Annotated in this window: 18 protein-coding genes; 14 read left to right on the top strand and 4 right to left on the bottom strand. The window is 62.5% G+C overall.

The window, feature by feature from the left end:
- The 7 genes from AC16XC_RS08950 to AC16XC_RS08920 form a co-directional block, all read left to right on the top strand.
- On the top strand, positions 1-967 hold a 967-nt coding region (locus AC16XC_RS08950), incomplete at its 5' end, for a hypothetical protein (RefSeq protein WP_484034305.1).
- 43 nt (positions 968-1,010) lie between these two features.
- Positions 1,011-2,531 (top strand): peptide chain release factor 3, encoded by a 1,521-nt coding sequence (locus AC16XC_RS08945; protein WP_484034304.1) that lies wholly within the window; start codon positions 1,011-1,013, stop codon positions 2,529-2,531.
- Between the two features lie 5 nt (positions 2,532-2,536).
- The gene (locus tag AC16XC_RS08940) at positions 2,537-3,229 is read left to right on the top strand and encodes an endonuclease/exonuclease/phosphatase family protein (protein ID WP_484034303.1); all 693 of its coding nucleotides are present in this window, start codon (positions 2,537-2,539) and stop codon (positions 3,227-3,229) included.
- A gap of 154 nt (positions 3,230-3,383) precedes the next feature.
- Entirely contained in the window at positions 3,384-3,722 is a 339-nt protein-coding gene (locus AC16XC_RS08935) for a P-II family nitrogen regulator (protein ID WP_484034302.1), read from the top strand.
- Positions 3,723-3,751: 29 nt separating this feature from the next.
- A complete protein-coding gene (locus AC16XC_RS08930; protein WP_484034301.1) occupies positions 3,752-5,170 on the top strand; it encodes an ammonium transporter in 1,419 nt (472 codons plus the stop codon).
- Between the two features lie 235 nt (positions 5,171-5,405).
- Complete coding sequence (locus AC16XC_RS08925) at positions 5,406-5,744, top strand: P-II family nitrogen regulator (protein WP_484034307.1); 339 nt, start codon at positions 5,406-5,408, stop codon at positions 5,742-5,744.
- A gap of 153 nt (positions 5,745-5,897) precedes the next feature.
- Positions 5,898-8,027 (top strand): tetratricopeptide repeat-containing sulfotransferase family protein, encoded by a 2,130-nt coding sequence (locus AC16XC_RS08920; protein ID WP_484034300.1) that lies wholly within the window; start codon positions 5,898-5,900, stop codon positions 8,025-8,027.
- A 21-nt stretch (positions 8,028-8,048) separates the two neighbouring features.
- On the opposite strand, the gene AC16XC_RS08915 is transcribed toward AC16XC_RS08920, so the two are convergent.
- From AC16XC_RS08915 to AC16XC_RS08900, 4 genes are read right to left on the bottom strand one after another with little or no spacing between them, the layout of a single operon-like run.
- Positions 8,049-8,978, bottom strand: coding sequence for a sterol desaturase family protein (locus tag AC16XC_RS08915; protein WP_484034299.1), 930 nt, complete (start codon positions 8,976-8,978; stop codon positions 8,049-8,051).
- Between the two features lie 2 nt (positions 8,979-8,980).
- On the bottom strand, positions 8,981-9,382 hold the full coding sequence (locus AC16XC_RS08910; RefSeq protein ID WP_484034298.1) for a hypothetical protein: 402 nt from the start codon (positions 9,380-9,382) through the stop codon (positions 8,981-8,983).
- On the bottom strand, positions 9,382-9,819 hold the full coding sequence (locus AC16XC_RS08905; protein ID WP_484034297.1) for a protein tyrosine phosphatase family protein: 438 nt from the start codon (positions 9,817-9,819) through the stop codon (positions 9,382-9,384). The genes AC16XC_RS08910 and AC16XC_RS08905 overlap by 1 nt, the downstream gene beginning before the upstream one ends.
- A complete protein-coding gene (locus AC16XC_RS08900) occupies positions 9,816-10,616 on the bottom strand; it encodes a TerC family protein (protein WP_484034296.1) in 801 nt (266 codons plus the stop codon). Before AC16XC_RS08900 ends, AC16XC_RS08905 begins: the two co-directional genes overlap by 4 nt.
- 233 nt (positions 10,617-10,849) lie before the next feature.
- Between AC16XC_RS08900 and AC16XC_RS08895 the strand changes: the two genes are divergently transcribed.
- From AC16XC_RS08895 to AC16XC_RS08865, 7 genes are all read left to right on the top strand, one after another.
- A complete protein-coding gene (locus AC16XC_RS08895; RefSeq protein ID WP_484034306.1) occupies positions 10,850-11,572 on the top strand; it encodes a cold-shock protein in 723 nt (240 codons plus the stop codon).
- 129 nt (positions 11,573-11,701) lie between these two features.
- Positions 11,702-12,889 (top strand): acetylornithine transaminase, encoded by a 1,188-nt coding sequence (locus tag AC16XC_RS08890; RefSeq protein ID WP_484034295.1) that lies wholly within the window; start codon positions 11,702-11,704, stop codon positions 12,887-12,889.
- 2 nt (positions 12,890-12,891) lie between these two features.
- A complete protein-coding gene (gene argF / locus AC16XC_RS08885) occupies positions 12,892-13,818 on the top strand; it encodes an ornithine carbamoyltransferase (RefSeq protein ID WP_484034294.1) in 927 nt (308 codons plus the stop codon).
- Positions 13,819-13,828: 10 nt separating this feature from the next.
- Positions 13,829-14,737: an Hsp33 family molecular chaperone HslO gene (gene hslO / locus AC16XC_RS08880; RefSeq protein WP_484034293.1), complete on the top strand. Its 909-nt coding sequence runs from the start codon at positions 13,829-13,831 to the stop codon at positions 14,735-14,737.
- A gap of 155 nt (positions 14,738-14,892) precedes the next feature.
- Complete coding sequence (locus AC16XC_RS08875) at positions 14,893-15,243, top strand: DUF3617 domain-containing protein (RefSeq protein ID WP_484034292.1); 351 nt, start codon at positions 14,893-14,895, stop codon at positions 15,241-15,243.
- A 51-nt stretch (positions 15,244-15,294) separates the two neighbouring features.
- Positions 15,295-16,005, top strand: a complete 711-nt coding sequence (gene queC, locus AC16XC_RS08870) for a 7-cyano-7-deazaguanine synthase QueC (protein WP_484034291.1) — start codon at positions 15,295-15,297, stop codon at positions 16,003-16,005.
- Entirely contained in the window at positions 16,002-17,564 is a 1,563-nt protein-coding gene (locus AC16XC_RS08865) for an MFS transporter (RefSeq protein ID WP_484034290.1), read from the top strand. The genes queC and AC16XC_RS08865 overlap by 4 nt, the downstream gene beginning before the upstream one ends.
- Positions 17,565-17,581 lie beyond the last annotated feature (17 nt).

Here is a 17,581-nt window from a genome sequence, read left to right as displayed (position 1 = left end):
CTGCGTGGCTAGGGCCGTTGCCCTGGCTGGCTTGCTGCTGGCGCTCGCGCCGCCGCCTGCCCTGGCCGAGGAATCCTGCGCGATGGCCCCGGCGGACCAGCAATGGCTCGCGGCTTCGCTCGACCAGTGGCGCGAAGTGCTGCGCACCGAATTGCGGCTGACGGACCAGACGCTGCCTACGGTCTGGGCAGTCGACGCGCATTGCACTTTCAGCCTTCCCGGCGGATCGTTCGCAGGGATGACCGCCGCTCCGCACCCTGTTGACAGCGCCGCGCTGCCGGTTGTCGGCACGATCCCAATCGGACCGATTTCCTTTGCCTTCGCTGCCGATGGTTTTGCGATGAGCCTGCCCAGCGTCTGGCGCGCCAGCGGCGTCTCCAGCCCGCTGGGCCTCGAGCGGCTGATGACCGGCGTGTTGCTGCACGAGATCATGCACACGCGGCAGGCGCAGATGATCGGAGCCGTCGTCGAGCCCGCCGCCTATGCGGCTGGCCTGGACGATGACGATATCCACGACGATTTCGTGCAGGAGCGGTTTGCCGAAGTGCCCGGCTATCGCGCCGCCTACGAGGCCGAGCGTGACACACTGTTCGCGGCGGCTACGGTGCCGGACCACGCCGGTGCGCGTGGCCTCGCCGCCCATGCGCTGCACCTGATGCGGCAGCGGCGCGCGCGCTATTTCTCCGGCGACGACGCGCATTTCCGCGCCTTCGACGACGTGTTCCTGACCATGGAAGGCAGCGGACAGTGGCTGGTCTACCGCTACCTGCTCTCCCCCGCAGGCGGCGCCGCCACGCCCGAGGCGGCGCTTGCGGAAACCCGGCGCGGCGGGCGCTGGTGGACCCAGGACGAGGGCCTTGCGCTGGTGCTGGTACTCGACCGCCTGCTGCCCGACTGGCGCGAGCGCATGTTCCGCGATCCCGACTGGCTGGCGGAGAACCTGCTCGCTGCTGCGGTGGCAGGCTAAAGCGGTGGACCGCGCGCACACCTGCTGGTAGCGGCCCGCCACCATGTCCAGCCGCCGCACATTCGCCATCATCTCGCACCCCGACGCGGGCAAGACCACGCTGACCGAAAAGCTCCTGCTGCAAGGCGGGGCGATCCACCTTGCCGGTGAGGTCAAGGCCCGCGGACAGGCCCGCCGCGCGCGCTCGGACTGGATGAAGATCGAGCAGCAGCGCGGGATCTCCGTCACCAGTTCGGTGATGACCTTCGAGAAGGACGGGATCACCTTCAACCTCCTGGATACGCCGGGCCACGAGGACTTTTCCGAAGACACATATCGCACGCTGACCGCGGTCGATTCGGCAATCATGGTGATCGATGCCGCGAAAGGCATCGAGCCGCAGACCCGCAAGCTGTTCGAGGTCTGCCGGCTGCGCAACGTACCGATCATCACCTTCGTCAACAAGGTCGACCGCGAGGGGCGCCCGCTGTTCGAAATCCTCGATGAAGTCGCCGACGCGCTGGCGCTCGACGTGTCGCCGCAGAACGCGCCGATCGGGATGGGCGGGCTGTTTCGAGGCGTGCTCGATTTCGCCAGCAACACGGTCAGCCTGCCCGAAGGCGAGAGCAAGGAATTCCTCGGCAAGCGGGAACCGCTTGGGGAACTGCCCGCCGATCTGGCAGAGGAAATCGAGCTGGTGCGCGAAGCCTATCCCCAATTCGATCTCGCCGCCTATCGCAATGGCGACCTGACGCCGGTCTACTTCGGTTCCGCGCTCAAGAATTTCGGGGTCAGCGAATTGATCGGCGCAATCGCGCGCTGGGCTCCGCCACCGCGCCCGCAGCCGAGCGAAAACGGCGAAGTGTCGCCAGACAAGGACGAGGTCACCGGCTTCATCTTCAAGGTCCAGGCCAATATGGATCCCCAACACCGCGACCGCATCGCCTTCATGCGGCAGGTCTCGGGGACCTTCAAACGCGGCATGAAGCTGACGCCCTCCGGGCTCGGCAAGCCAATCGCGATCCATTCGCCGATCCTGTTCTTTGCGCAGGATCGCGAGATTGCCGACACGGCCGAGGCCGGCGATATCATCGGCATCCCCAATCACGGCACCTTGCGGGTCGGCGATAGCCTGTCCGAAAGGAACGATGTCCGCTTCACCGGACTGCCCAATTTCGCGCCCGAAATCCTGCGCCGGATCGTGCTCAAGGACCCGACCAAGACCAAGCAATTGCGCAAGGCGCTCGACGATTTGTCGGAGGAAGGCGTGATCCAGGTGTTCTATCCCGAAATCGGGGCGCAATGGATTGTCGGGGTGGTCGGCCAGCTCCAGCTCGACGTGCTGGTTTCGCGGCTGGAGGCCGAATACAAGGTCGAAGCGTCGCTCGAACCAGCCCCGTTCGACACGGCCCGCTGGATAAAGGGAGCACAGGCCAAGCTGGACGAGTTCGCAGGCTTCAATCGCGCCAACCTTGCGCGCGACCGGGATGGGGACCTCGTTTTCCTGGCCAGGTCCGCCTGGGATGTCGGCTACCAGCAGGAGAAGAACCCCGAGCTCACCTTCAGCGCGACCAAGGAGCGATAACCGGCTTGCGGCTCAAATTCGCCAGTTACAACATTCACAAGGCGGTCGGCACCGACGGTCGCCGCGATCATGACCGGATCATGCGCGTGATCCATGAGATCGGGGCGGACGTTATCGCATTGCAGGAAGTCGACCTTCGATTTGGCAGCCGGGCGAGCGTACTTCCCAGGGCGCTGATCGAAGAGGCAGGCTACGCCATCGATCCGCTGTTCATGCGGCCGGCAAGCCTCGGCTGGCACGGCAATGCCATCCTGGTCCGCCGGGATATTGCCATCATCGATGCCGGTCCGATCGATCTGCCGACGCTTGAGCCGCGCGGCGCGGTCAGGGTCGATCTTGAACGCGAGGGAAAGCGCTTCCGGGTCGCCGGGATGCATCTCGACCTTTCGGGTTTCCGCCGGCGTCACCAGATCCGTTCGATCCTCGGCGACCTCGCCGGATGCCATGCGGTCATGCTGGGCGACTTCAACGAATGGTCGCTGCGCGGCGGGAGCACGGACGAATTCGATTCCGGCTGGGAGGTGATCGCACCGGGCAAGAGCTTTCCGAGCCGCCGCCCGCTCGCACCGCTCGACCGGATCGCCCATTCGGCGCAATGGCGATTGATCGATGCAGGCGTCTATCACCATGCGCTTGCCGTCAGCGCTTCCGACCATTTGCCGGTCTGGGCCGTGCTGGAGCTGGCTGCACAAAAATGAGGCAGCGTGCCCAAGATTCGGGCGCGCCAACTCGTTAACTTCCGCAAAAGAATCGTTAATTCCGACTTGATCTCCCGAATCCTGCAACTGGCACGCTTGTTGCACACCTCGTCTCCAGCCGGGAATGACACCGGTAAGCAGACAGGGGTTTGAGATGAAATTCATCATCGCCATCATCAAACCGTTCAAGCTCGACGAGGTGCGTGAAGCTCTCGGCGCCATCGGCGTCGCCGGCATGACCGTGTCCGAGGTCAAGGGCTTCGGACGGCAAAAGGGCCAGACCGAGATTTACCGCGGGGCCGAATATTCCACGAATATGCTGCCGAAGGTGAAGATCGAGATCGCCGCGACCGACGCGCTCGCGGACCAGGTCGTCGAAACCATCAAGGAAACCGCCAGCACCGAAAGCATCGGCGACGGCAAGATTTTCGTGCTGGATCTCGCTTCCGCGACCCGCATCCGCACCGGCGAAGCCGGGGACACCGCGCTGTGATCGGCGCGCTCGAATTGAGGGATAACACCATGATCCGCAAACTTATCTGCGGCGCGGGCGCTCTTGGAGCGTCGATGTTCGCCGCAACCGCCGCCTGGGCGCAGGAAACTGCAGAAGCCGTGGCCGACGCGGCGACCGAAGCCGTCGATGCGGCCGTCGCCGCTGTACCCGCCGAGGTGGCCGAGGCCGCCGTCGAGGCAGCGCCAGCGGTCGCCAATCCGGGCAACAACGCCTGGATGATGACCGCCACTATCCTCGTCCTGTTGATGATCCTCCCGGGTCTCGCGCTGTTCTATGGCGGCCTGACCCGTTCGAAGAACATGCTCTCGACCATGACCCAAGTTGGCGCGACTGCCGCGCTGGCGATGGTCGTCTGGGTGATCTGGGGCTATTCCACCGCGTTCGGTCCGACTCCGCCCGAAGGAACGCTGGCCCAGTTTATCAGCGGCGGAAGTTTGTTCCTGTCATCGGTGACGCCAAACACAACCGCTGCGACATTCTCCGACGAAGTAATCAGCGAATACGTCTTTGTGTGCTTCCAGATGACTTTCGCTGCGATCACCGCAGCGCTCGTCCTTGGCGCCACGGCGGAACGCATGAAGTTTTCCGCCACCATGCTGTTTGTGCCGATCTGGCTGACGATCGTCTATTTCCCGATCGCGCACATGGTTTGGGCTGGCGGCGGCTTGCTCTTTGAAATGGGCGCCCTCGATTTCGCCGGGGGTACGGTCGTCCACATCAATGCGGGCGTCTCGGGCCTCGTGCTTGCCTATTTGCTCGGCAAGCGCCGCGGCTATCCGCACGAGCCCATGCCGCCCCACTCGATGACGCTGACCATGGTCGGTACCGGCCTGCTGTGGGTCGGCTGGTTTGGCTTCAACGCCGGTTCGGAACTCGAAGCCGACGGAATCGCTGGCCTGGCGATGATGAACACGTTCATCGCCACTGCTTCCGCCGGGCTCGCCTGGATGGTCCTCGAAAAGCTGCTTGGCCACAAGCCATCGTCGCTGGGCTTCTGTTCGGGCATCATCGCCGGTCTCGTGGCCGTCACCCCCGCAGCCGGCAATTCCGGCCCGATAGGTGCGCTGGTGCTTGGCGCGGTTGCAGCGATCGTCTGCTACTTTGCGGTAGCGAAGGTGAAGGGCGCGCTCGGTTACGATGACTCGCTCGACGCTTTCGGCATCCACGGCATTGGCGGCATCGTCGGCGCGATTGGTACCGGTATTGTCTACCAGCCCATGTTTGGCGGGCCGGGCGACGGCTCGACCGCAATGGCTGCCCAGGTGACCACCCAGATCATCGCTGTGGCAGTCGCCATTGCCTGGGCTGCCATCGGTACGCTGATCGCAGGCTTTGTCGTGAAGCTTCTGATCGGCCTGAGGGTCTCCGAGGAAACCGAAGTCGAAGGTCTCGACATCGGCGATCACGGGGAGCGGGCCTACAACTAGACACCAAGTTTGGCGGGGTCGGGGCTCCTCTCCTCCCCCGATCCCGCCTGACGACGTTCCTCCTGCGAACGCAAACTTTCCAAGGGCCGGGGCGCGATGCCTCGGCCCCTTTTTCTTGTCCCGAGCAGCTCGACACAGCTTGGACTGGACGAAAGCCGCCGGACTTGCTTTCTATTGCGCCATGCGTGCCAGGCTTGCTGCCGGGGTCCATGGGGAAGCAGAAAGGGATGTTCGAATGAAATACATCATCGCCATCATCAAGCCGTTCAAGCTGGACGAAGTGAGGGAAGCGCTCGCCGGGGTTGGCGTCGCCGGCATGACTGTATCGGAGGTCAAAGGCTTCGGTCGCCAGAAGGGCCAGACCGAGATCTATCGCGGTGCCGAATATCACACCAACATGATGCCCAAGGTAAAGATCGAAATCGCGGTGTCCGACGAGATTGCGGCACAGGCCTGCGAGGCGATCCAGCAGGCAGCGAACACCGATTCCATCGGCGATGGCAAGTTGTTCGTTCTCGAACTGGCCGAAGCGACAAGGATCAGGACCGGCGAAACCGGGAACAATGCCCTTTGAATTCGTCAGGGGCCTCGTCTTCCCGAAAATAGCGAAACTGCCAAGGTGACAAGCGACATTTCATGTCCTAACGCGGCTCCTTCGCGGGGAATCTATCCCCCAAGACCATCCAGACCGATTTGAACTGACGAAAGTATACAGATGCAGCAGGCAATGACCGATCGTCGCCTCGACGAGATGATCCAGAAAATCCAGACCGGCAGCATGCGAATGACCGACCAGGACGCGATTGCGATCGCTGGCCAGCTCTATAGTCGCGGACGCTACAAGCAGGCGGAAAATGTCTGTCGCCAGGTCATCGAGAGCAAGCCGCAGATCGCCGATGCCCATTCGATCCTGGGGGTCTCGCTGAGTGCGCAAGGCAATGCAAAAGAGGGCATTGCCAGCCTCAAGCGGGCTATCAAGCTGGCCCCGAAGATTGCCAGCTATCGTTCCAACCTGGGCGAAATCCAGCGCCAGAACGGGCAATTGGCCGATGCAATCTCGACCTTGCAGGAAGCTATCGAACTCGATCCCAGGAATGCCCAGGCCTATAACAACCTCGGCATTGCCCGGTTCGACAGCAAGAACTACGACGAAGCGATCGAAGCCTACAGCAAGGCGATCGAGCTCGATCCCAATTTTGCCGAAGCACACAATAATCTGGGCAACGCCCAACGCCGAGCCGGCCGGTTCGATCAAGCGATGGATTCTTACCAGAACGCGCTCGCCATCCGCGAGCGTTACCCCGAAGCCTACAACAATATGGGAACCCTGCTGCGCGAGCAGGGCAAGATGGACCAGGCCGAGCATGCCTTGCGCAAGGCGGTCGCGCAGAACCCCGCCTATGTCGAGGCGCATAACAATCTCGCGTCGATCTATTTCCAGGAAAAGAAGGAAGTCGATGCGCTGCGCCAGCTGAGCGAAGTGCTCAAGATTGCACCGAAAGATACCCGCGCGCTGGTGCTGACCGCGCGGATCCAGAATCGCCGCGGGAACCAGGCCGCCGCCGAGCAGGCTTGCCGGATCGTGATCCAGGAGGAGCCCGAAAATGCCGAAGCGCTGACCGTGCTTGGCCAGGTCCTGCACGAGACCGACCGGTTCGACGAAGCGCTCCAGGTGCTTGAAAAGGCCTGCGAGCTTGCCCCTCGCAACCCCGAAACGCTCAATTTCTACGGGGTGACGCTGAAGTCGGTCGGACGGCTGGACGATGCGCGCGACCACATCCTCAAGGGCATCGAACTCAATCCCAACATGTTCGGAGCCTATGCCAACCTCAACGACCTGGTCGACTTTTCCAAGGAGAAGGAACTGTTCGACCGGATCGAAACCGTGATGGAATCGGTCAAGAACAAGGAAGCCGACTGGCTGCTCCCGCTGCACTATGCCTATGCCAAGGCGCTCGACGACAACAAGCAGCACGAGAAGGCGCTCGAGCATTACATCGCCGGGGGCAAGCTCAAGCGCAAGCAGCTGGCTTACAACGAGCAGGAAACCGTCAAGTTCTTCGAGGACATCAAGGCGGCTTTCCCGGCAAAGATCTTCAAGGACCGTCCCTATGAAGGCAACGAAACCAGCCGCCCGCTGTTCATTGTCGGCATGCCGCGTTCGGGCTCGACGCTGGTCGAGCAGATCATCTCCAGCCACAAGGATGTCTACGGCGCGGGCGAAGTGAAGTATTTCAGCCAGGCGCTGCACCGCCTGCGCGACCGTTTCCCCTCGCTTTCCCGCTATCCGGCGATCGTCGGCGAAATGAAGCCAAACCATTTCAAGCTGGTGGCCGACGGTTACGAAAAGGCGCTGTTCAAGAATGCCGGTGACGCCAAGATCGTGACCGACAAGCTGCTGACGAATTACTTCTTCGTCGGCTTGCTGCACATCATGTTCCCCCATGCGCGCTTTATCAACACGCGCCGGGACCCGGTCGACAGCAGCCTTTCGGCCTTCACCAAGCTGTTCAAGGACGACATGCCGCACAGCTACGACATGGGCGAAATGGGCCGCTACTATCGGCAGTACGACGCGATCATGAAGCATTGGGAAAAGGTGCTGCCGAAGGGCGTCTTGAAGGTTGTCGAATACGAGAAGGTCGTGGCCGATACCGAGAAGGAGGCCAAGGGCATCATCGATTTCCTGGGGCTCGACTGGGACGACAAGGTGCTCGAATTCTACAATTCGGGCCGTCCGGTAAAAACCGCCAGCGTCGCGCAGGTGCGCAAGCCGATCTACAAGACGTCAGTCAAGCGCTGGAAGAAATACGGCAAGGGCCTTCAGCCACTGGTCGATGCGATCGAAAAGGGCTGACCCGGCGCTTCCTGATCCGGATCAGGGGAGGGCCTGGCCGTCCCCTTTTTCGTCTGAGGCGGCACGCCGCATTTGCTCAAGGCCCTGCCAACGCTGGCGGATCGAATCCGAAGTCTCGCGGCTGCCGTCGTGCGACCAGCCCGGTTCGCGCCAGACATAGCTCCATTTGTGTCGCCAGGGCGCGTGCCACACATCGCGCAGGAGGCCGATCCATTCATGGAATACGGCCCAGAGCAGGTTGAAACTCCCGAGCTGCCTGACGATGCCATAGCGGATCCCGGTTCCCTCGAGCTCCGGCTGGAACGTCCCGAAGAGCTTGTCCCAGACGATGAATGTCCCGGCATAATTGCGATCGAGATAGACCGGATTCGTGGCGTGGTGGACGCGGTGATGCGAAGGCGTGTTCATGACTGCTTCGAACCAGCGCGGCAGCCGGCCGATCGCTTCGGTATGAATCCAGAACTGGTAGATGAGGTTGAGCCCGCCGCAGAACAGGATCATGACCGGGTGGAAGCCGATCAGCGCCAGTGGCCAGCGGAAAATGAAGCTGAGTGCGATAAAGCCGGTCCAGGTCTGCCTCAGCGCGGTCGAGAGGTTGTAATGCTGGCTTGAATGATGGTTTACATGGCTCGCCCAGAACCAGCGCACCCGGTGCCCGAAGCGGTGCGACCAGTAATAGGCGAGATCGTCGAGCACGAAGCACAGCACCCAGGCCCACCATTGCCAGCCGATCTCTAACAGGCGGAACTGGGCGATCCACACGAGCATCGCGAGCACGGCACTGGCGGCCAGGGCACCGGCCACTGTGCTTCCCAGGCCGAGGGCAAGCGAGATTGCGGTGTCCTTGGGCTCGTAAGCGCGCGACGAGCGAAAGCGCGACCAGATCATTTCCCCCAGTATCAGGAGAATGAAGGCCGGGATCGCGTAATCGACTGGGCTGAAGTCGGGCATGGCTAGCTACTTAGGGAGTTGATGCGGTTCTCCCAAGACCTGCTGGCTTCTCCCAGTTCGAGCGATACGACCGGGAAAGAAGCATCGCCGCTGTCGACGACCAGCCGCGAGTCCTCGCGGCGCGCGGAAGATTCCCGGCCAAGGAGCCGCGCCGCATGGTTCGAGCCATGCGGAACCAGCAGGATGATACGGCCTGCCGCATCCTCGCAGATTGCGCCCTTTCCGTCCGGGGCGATCGCGAAGCGGACCGGCTCGAAGCCGCAAAACGCGCTGTCGGCAAGGTCCTTCAGTTGCGCTTCGGTCTCAATCCGGGAGATGCCGCCGAGGCGCATGCGCCAGGCAATGTAGACCAGCAGGCTGATCGCCAGCAGCGAGCTCCCGAATTTCAGGAGCTCGGCTTCCATCACTCCCGTGCGGCTGCGTACGCGTCCATTGCCGCGCGCACCGGCGACACGTCATAGCCGGCCGCCGCCGCGGCTGCCGCGATCTCATCCGGATCGCCGCCGCTCTTCGCCTGGGCCAGCGACCACAGCAGCGTCGAACGCGTGCCGGATCGGCAATAGGCGAGAACCGGCCCCTCGGCATTGGCGAGCTTTTCCTCCATAGCGAGGACGTGGACGTCCGACAGTGTCGGCATGGTCACGGGAATCGCGGCATAGTCCATACCGGCGGCTCGCGCGGCGGCCTCGATTGCGCTTCCCGGAGTCTGGTCTTCGGCTTCGCCCTCGGGGCGATTGTTGATCACGAGCTTGATCCCCAGCGAGGCCGCCTCCGCAATATCGGCCGCGGTGACTTGCGGGCTCGCATAGACCGTGTCGGAGAGGCGCCGGAAGTCGCTCATGCCGCCCGTTCCATCTCTGCCTTCTTTTGTCTGCGCCTGCGTGCGACCATGTTCAAGCCTTCGACCGCGACCGAAAATCCCATCGCCGCGTAGATATAGCCTTTCGGAACATGGAAACCGAATCCGTCGGCAATCAGCACCAGTCCGATCATCACCAGGAAGGCCAGGGCAAGCATCACGAGGGTCGGGTTCTTTTCGATGAATCTGGCAAGCGGATCGGCGGCAACCATCATGATTCCGACGGTTACGACAACCGCCGTCACCATGATCGGAACATGGTCGGTCATGCCCACGGCGGTGAGAATCGAATCGATCGAAAACACGAGATCGAGCGCGATGATCTGGGCTATCGCCGCGCTGAACGTGATTTCGGCGACTCCCTTGCTGTGATCCAGGAGCTCTCCCGTTTCCTCCTCCGGATCGATTGTGTGATGAATCTCCTTGGTCGCTTTCCACAGCAGGAACAGGCCGCCGGCCAGAAGGATCAGGTCACGTCCGGAGAACTCGGTTTCGAAGCTTGGCACACCCTGGGGGCTGGCGGCGCCCTCCAGGCCGAGATCGAACATCGGCGTCTGCAGGGTTACGATCCAGCCGATCAGCATCAGCAATGCGATTCGCATCATCAGCGCGAAGAAAAGTCCGATCCGGCGCGCCTTTGCCTGCTGGTGCACAGGCAATTTGTTCGAGAGAATTGCGATGAAAACGAGATTGTCGATTCCCAGGACAACTTCCAGGACAATCAGGGTGATCAGGGCCGCCCAGGTTGACGGCTCGGCAAACAAGGCGATGATATCCATGAATCAACTCTCTGCCCAAGGCACGACCGGCTGGCAAGCGGTTGCAAGTGTAGCTTGCCGGATCGGCACCCGCAATCGACCTGGCGCGTTAAATCATTCGCCTGAATAACAATTTTGCGTTATGATTGAGTCGATTGACGGGGTGGTTCCTGCTTGCCAGCCCATACAACCGGCGGAAATTCGTCCGTTTCGCCGGATATCTTTGTGGGCGAAGTGAAGGTGCATTGGGTTTCATGGGTTTTGACAGAGGGCGTCGCGGCCGGGGACGCGACAAACGTGACCGGATAGGCGAGGAAGGATTTGATCCTTTTATGGACGGCGGTGCCGAGAGGTTCGGCGGCCCGGACCGGTTCGGGGATTCCGACCGTAGCGGCGGTGGCGATCGCGGGGGTTTTGGCGATCGTGGCCCGCGTGGCGGCGGATTTGGCGGCGGCGACCGAGGCCCGCCCCGTGGCGGGGGAATGCCTGCCCAGGTCGTCGGCACAGGCAAGGGCAAGGTTAAATTCTTTAACGCCGGCAAGGGCTTTGGCTTCATCCAGCAGGATGAGGGCGGCGAGGACGTGTTTGTGCATATCAGCCAGGTCGAGCGCGCCGGTCTTGAGGGACTTGCCGAAGGACAGGAACTGGCCTTCAATCTCGTCGATCGCGGCGGCAAGATTTCGGCCGCCGATCTGCAGATTGTCGGCGATGTGATTCCGGTGGAGCAGCGCCAATCGGCCCCAGCGCGGCAGCGGACCGGAGAGAAGGCGACAGGAACCGTGAAGTTCTTCAATTCGATGAAGGGCTTCGGCTTCATCACCCGCGACGATGGCGAGGCCGATGCTTTCGTCCATATCAGCGCGGTCGAACGTTCAGGTCTATCCGAACTCAACGAAGGCGACCGGCTTGAATTCGAACTCGAGGTGGACCGACGAGGGAAATATTCGGCGGTCAACCTTGTGCCCGTTCAAGGCTGATCGGCCGGCGCTTCGCCCGGCGGTTTGACCAGGCATCCGCAAAGTCATAAATGGGAAGCAATGGCGGCCTCGCGGCCGCCTTTTCTCGTTCGCGTCAAAGACGCCCAATTGAATTCGAAGGATCAATGAATGTCGATCACCCCGTTGATGCCCGTCTATCCCCGGTGCGGCGTCCGGCCCGTAAAGGGCGAACATTGCCACCTGATCTCGGAAGACGGCACGCGCTATCTCGATTTCGCCGCCGGCATCGCCGTCAACCTGCTGGGCCACTCGCACGCTGGCCTGATCAAGGCGATCCAGGACCAGGCCGCAACGCTGATGCACGTTTCCAACCTCTATGGCAGCCCGCAGGGCGAGAGGCTGGCCCAGCGGCTGGTCGACCTGACCTTTGCCGATACGGTGTTCTTCACCAATTCCGGCGCCGAGGCAGTCGAATGCGCGATCAAGACGGCGCGCGCCTATCACCAGCATGTGGGGAATGACGGGAAATTCGAACTGATCACCTTCAACAACGCGTTCCACGGCCGGACCATGGCGACCATCAGTGCTTCGAACCAGGAGAAGATGCACAAGGGATTCCTGCCCTTGCTCCCCGGCTTCAAATATTGCGAGTTCGACAATCTCGAGATGGCAAGATCGCTGATCGGACCCAATACCGCAGGGTTCCTGGTCGAACCGGTGCAGGGCGAAGGCGGAATCCGGGCAGGCTCCGAAGAATTCATCAGGGGTCTCCGCAATTTGTGCGACGAACACGACCTGATGTTGATCTTCGACGAGGTGCAGACCGGCGTGGCGCGGACGGGAACGCTCTATGCCTATGAACAATACGGCATCGAGCCCGACATCATGGCGACCGCCAAGGGCATTGGCGGCGGCTTCCCGCTCGGCGCATGCCTGGCTACCGAAAAGGCCGCGCGCGGCATGGTGATCGGCTCGCATGGGTCGACCTATGGCGGCAACCCGCTCGCCATGGCGGCCGGCAGTGCGGTCCTCGACGTTGTGGCCAATGACGATTTCCTCGCAGAAGTGAGGAGCAAGGGCGAAAAGATTCGCACCCGGCTGGAGCAGTTCATCGGCAATTATCCCGAACTGTTCGACAGCATTCGGGGCAAAGGCCTGATGCTCGGGATCAGGATGAAGGCCGAGCCACGACCGTTCATGGCGCATTTGCGCGACAACCACCAATTGCTGACCGTGGCCGCGGGCGACAACACCTTGCGCGTGCTGCCGCCGCTGGTGATCGGCGATGCGGAGATCGACGAGTTCTTCGAAAAGCTCTCCGCGGGTGCGGCCGACTACCGGGCTCCGGAAGACTGATCATGGTCCGGCATTTTCTCGATCTTTCCGATGCTGGTGGCGATGCGATCGCGGCGATGATCAGCGATGCCATCGATCGCAAGGCCGCGCGAGCCGGCTGGCCCAAGGGCAGGCCCGACGGGGATGCCCCGTTGGCGGGGCATGTGCTGGCGATGATATTCGAGAAGAATTCGACGCGAACCCGCGTCAGTTTCGATATCGCCATGCGGCAATTGGGCGGTGGTTCGTTCGTTCTCGAGGCCGGGACATCGCAGCTGGGCCGGGGCGAAAGTATCGCCGATACGGCGCGGGTGCTGAGCCGGATGGCGGATGCGATCATGATCCGGACCGACGACCATTCCAAGGTCGAGGAGATGGCCCGGCATGCGAACATCCCGGTGATCAACGGGCTCACAGATCGCTCGCATCCGTGCCAGATCGTGGCCGACTTGCTTACCATCATCGAGCACGGCAAGGCACTGCCCGGCCTCGAACTCGCCTGGCTGGGCGACGGCAACAATGTCCTTCACTCGCTGCTCGAGGCTGCCGCGCTGATGAAGTTCAACATTCGCGTGGCGACGCCCAAGGGTTACGAGCCGGAGCCGGAATTCGTCGAGCTCGCCCGTAGGGCCGGGTCCGAAATACGCCTGACCAACGATCCCGCGGCCGCTGCAAGTGATGCCGACATTGTCGTGACCGATACCTGGGTTTCGATGGGGCAAGACCATGCCCACAACAAGCTGGCGGCGATGGCTCCGTTCCAGGTCAACGCCAGGCTGATGGAAATGGCGAAGCCGAGCGCCAAATTCCTGCATTGCCTGCCGGCCCATGTTGGCGAGGAGGTGTCCGAGTCTGTGTTCGAAGGGCCCCAATCAGTCGTCTTCGACGAGGCAGAAAACCGGATCCATGCCCAGAAGTCAGTGCTGCGCTGGGTATTCGGTCAATTGTGAGCCGAGCGCGTTGAGCGAAATTGTCCCGATCCTCGAGGATGAAACGGGTTTCGACCGCCTGCTCCTTTTCACCTTGCCGAGCCGCAATGTGCGGGGCCGGCTTGTGCGGCTGGGGCCGGTGCTTGAGGAAATACTCGCCGCGCATGATTATCCCATTCAGGTCAAGCGCTTGCTTGCGGAAGCGCTGGCTCTGACCGCCCTGATCGGAGGACTGCTCAAGAATCAAGGCAGCCAGTTGACGATCCAGGCACAGGCCGAAGGCGGCGCCGTCGCCTTGCTTGTCTGCGACTACCGGGAAGGCGCGTTGCGGGGCTATGCCCAGTTCGACGCCGGGAAAGTGGATCGACTGGATTCGAACCCTTCGCTCGAAGCGATATTCGGCAAGGGTCACCTGGCGATGACCTTCGATGTGGCCGAGACCGGTTTGCGCTACCAGGGCATTGTACCACTCGAAGGCGCATCGCTGAACGCCGCCTGCGAGGCCTATTTCGCACGGTCCGAACAGGTGCCGACCCTTATCCGGCTGGGCGTGGATTTCGACGGCCGGAATTGCGTGGCGGGCGGGCTGCTTGTCCAGCACCTCGCCGAGGGAGAGGCAGGGCGGGAGCGGCTCCATGTCCGGATGGATCATCCCGAGTGGGAGCATGTGGCGATCCTCGCCGAAAGTACGCGTCACGCAGAACTGGTCGATCCGGGCCTGTCGCTCGAAGCGCTGGTGTGGAGGCTGTTCCATGAAGAACGCGAGGTGAGAGTCGAGCCGGGTGCCCGGCTTGCGCGCGGCTGCCGCTGTTCAATCGAGCATTATCGGGCGGTGTTGGGACGGTTTCCCGAGCAGGATCTTGAAGACATGCGTGACCAGCAGGGCCTGATCACGGTCGATTGCGCATTCTGCTCGCGGCTGTTCGAAGTTAAGATCTAACGGTTCGTCGCTCGTAAAGGGCAATTTGTCGTTCATATTTGTTGTGCTATCAAGATTTGCCAATTCCGGACCAACCATTCGAGTCCACTGACATGCATTTGAAACAGCTTCACAGCCCTTGGCGGCGATTGACCATGGCAATGGCTGCCATTGGTATGCTTGTTGCGCCCGCGACCGCGCAGGCACCGGAGCTTGCCATGCTCGACGGGCTGAGTGCCGGGCTGTGGCAAATCAACATCCGCGGCGAAGACACGAGCAAGCGGGTATGCCTGAGGACCGGGAGGGAGCTGATCCAGCTTCGTCATGAACGGGCGAATTGCAGCCAGTTCGTTGTCCAAGACGAGGCCAGCCAGGTGACCGTGCAGTATTCCTGTCCGGGCAATGGCTATGGCCGCACGACGATCAAGCGTGAGACGTCCCAACTGGCCCAGATCAACAGCCAGGGGATCGAGGGCGGCCTGCCGTTTCATTTCAACGCGGAGGCGCGCCGGATCGGCAGCTGCTGATCGCTTGCGCATCGCTTGCCAGCGGGTCGGTCGCAGGCTAGCCCCGGCCGGATGGGCGCACTTCCTGGAGATCCTGGCAAGCCGGCGGTGGTCCTGCTTTCGGGCGGCCTCGATTCGATGGTCACCGCGGCGCTTGCCGTCGAGCGGGGCTTCGTCCTTCACGCCCTGACAATCGACTATAACCAGCGCCATCGCCGGGAAATCGAATCCGCAAAGGCAATTGCCGCGGCGCTTGGTGCGGAGCGGCACGTCACCCTGCCCCTTGACCTGAGGCGGTTCGGCGGTTCGGCGCTGACCGACGATATCCCCGTACCGAAGGATGGCGTGGGCAGCGACATACCCGTGACCTATGTCCCGGCGCGCAACCTGGTTTTTCTGTCGCTTACATTGGCCCTGGCCGAAGCCTCTGGCGCGCGCGACCTGTTCATCGGGGTCAATGCACTCGATTACTCGGGCTATCCCGATTGCCGGCCAGAGTTCATCGCCAGTTTTGCCGAGACGGCTCGCCTGGGTACCAAGGCGGGGGTCGAGGGTGAGCCGTTCACGGTGCACACCCCACTCCAGCACCTCGGCAAGGCGGACATCGCGCGGGAGGCGGCAAGACTGGGGCTCGATCCTGCGATGAGCTGGTCATGCTATGACCCGACACCACAGGGCCTCGCCTGCGGTGCGTGCGATTCCTGCAGGTTGCGGCGCAAGGGCTTCGCCGATGCAGGGCTTGAAGACGCGACCGTCTATGCCGACGACGCACCGCCGATATGAACAGCGCGGGAGAGGAAGCCTCGGGACAGGGAACCGATGCCAGGGCAGCGCCTTACGCCTGGTACGGGCTGGGTGTCCTGGTGCTGGTCTACATGATCAACTTCATTGACCGGCAGATCCTCTCGATCCTGGCCAACGACATCAAGGCCGATCTCGGCATGTCCGACGCCGATCTCGGGTTTCTCTACGGCACGGCGTTCGCAATCTTCTACGCGCTGTTCGGCATCCCGCTCGGGCGGCTGGCGGACGGCTGGCACCGGGTAAGGCTGCTGAGCCTCTCGCTCGCGCTGTGGTCGCTCATGACCACGCTGTCCGGCTTTGCGCGCAATGCGGCGACCCTGACTGTCGCGAGAATTGGCGTGGGAGTCGGCGAGGCCTCCGCCACCCCGTGCGCTTATTCGCTGATTGCCGACTGGTTCCCGGCCAGGCTCCGAGGCACGGCGATCGGGATCTATTCTGCCGGGCTGTTTGTCGGGAGCGGACTGTCGCTCCTGATCGGCGGGCTGATCGTCGAGGGATGGAATTCGGCATATCCCGAGGGGACGGCGCCGCTCGGATTGGCGGGATGGCAGGCTGCCTTCATCGGAGTCGGCCTGCCCGGCCTGTTGCTGGCGATCTGGGTATTTTCGCTGCGCGAGCCGGATCGAGGCGCGATCGATGGCCTGCCGAGCGGCGGGGACGCTCACCCGTGGCGCGTATTCGGCACGCAATTGCTGGACCTTTTGCCGCCGTTCACCCTGCTGGGGGCTGCACGGCGGGGCATCGGCGCGCTTGTTCGAAACCTTGCAGGGGCTGCCCTGGTCGCGGTGGCCGCCTGGTTGCTCGTTTCTGCAACCGGCAATCTGCAGCAATTCCTGTTTCTCGGGATCGGCTATTATGCCGTCTTCAGCTGGGCATGCGCGCAGCGCGACCGCGATCCCGCCGCGTTCAACCTGACCTGGGCTTCGCCGGCCTTCATGGCGATCGTCATCGCCTATGGGGCGGATTGCTACCTGGGCTACACCGTCACCTATTGGGCCGCACCCTATGCCGAGCGGATGTTTGCGCTCGACAAGGCGCAACTGGGCCTGCTGCTGGGCGCGCCGGCGGCCCTCGGGGGGTTCCTCGGCGTGATTGCGGGCGGAAGGATAGCCGATGTGCTGCAGGCGCGTTTTGCGTCCGGGAGATTGATGGTTGTCGCTTTCGCCTTGGCCGCATCGGCGCCGATCGTGCTCGCCGGATACAATACTGACAGCGTCACGCTGTTCGTGGCGCTGCATTTCGCCGTCCAGTTCACCACCTCCTCTGCATTGGGCGCTGCGGGCGCCGCCAGCCAGGCGTTGGTCCTGCCCGGATTGCGTGGCACGGCAACGGCGATATTCCTGCTCGGCGCGACCCTGATCGGCCTCGGTCTCGGGCCGTTTACTGCCGGCCATGTTTCCGAAGTCACCGGCGACCTGGCATTCGGCATCCAGACGTCGTTGATCGCGGTGCCGGTCGGCCTGGCCGCCCTTTACGTGGCGGCGCGCGCTACGCCCGACGCAAACAGGCGAAGGCAGCGCGCCGCCGCTCTGGCCTAGCCCGGCAATATTCCGGC

The sequence above is a fragment of the Candidatus Andeanibacterium sp. genome, assembly GCF_057143545.1.
The sequence above is the reverse complement of the archived record's forward strand: the minus strand, read 5'-3'. Positions and strand labels throughout refer to the sequence as shown.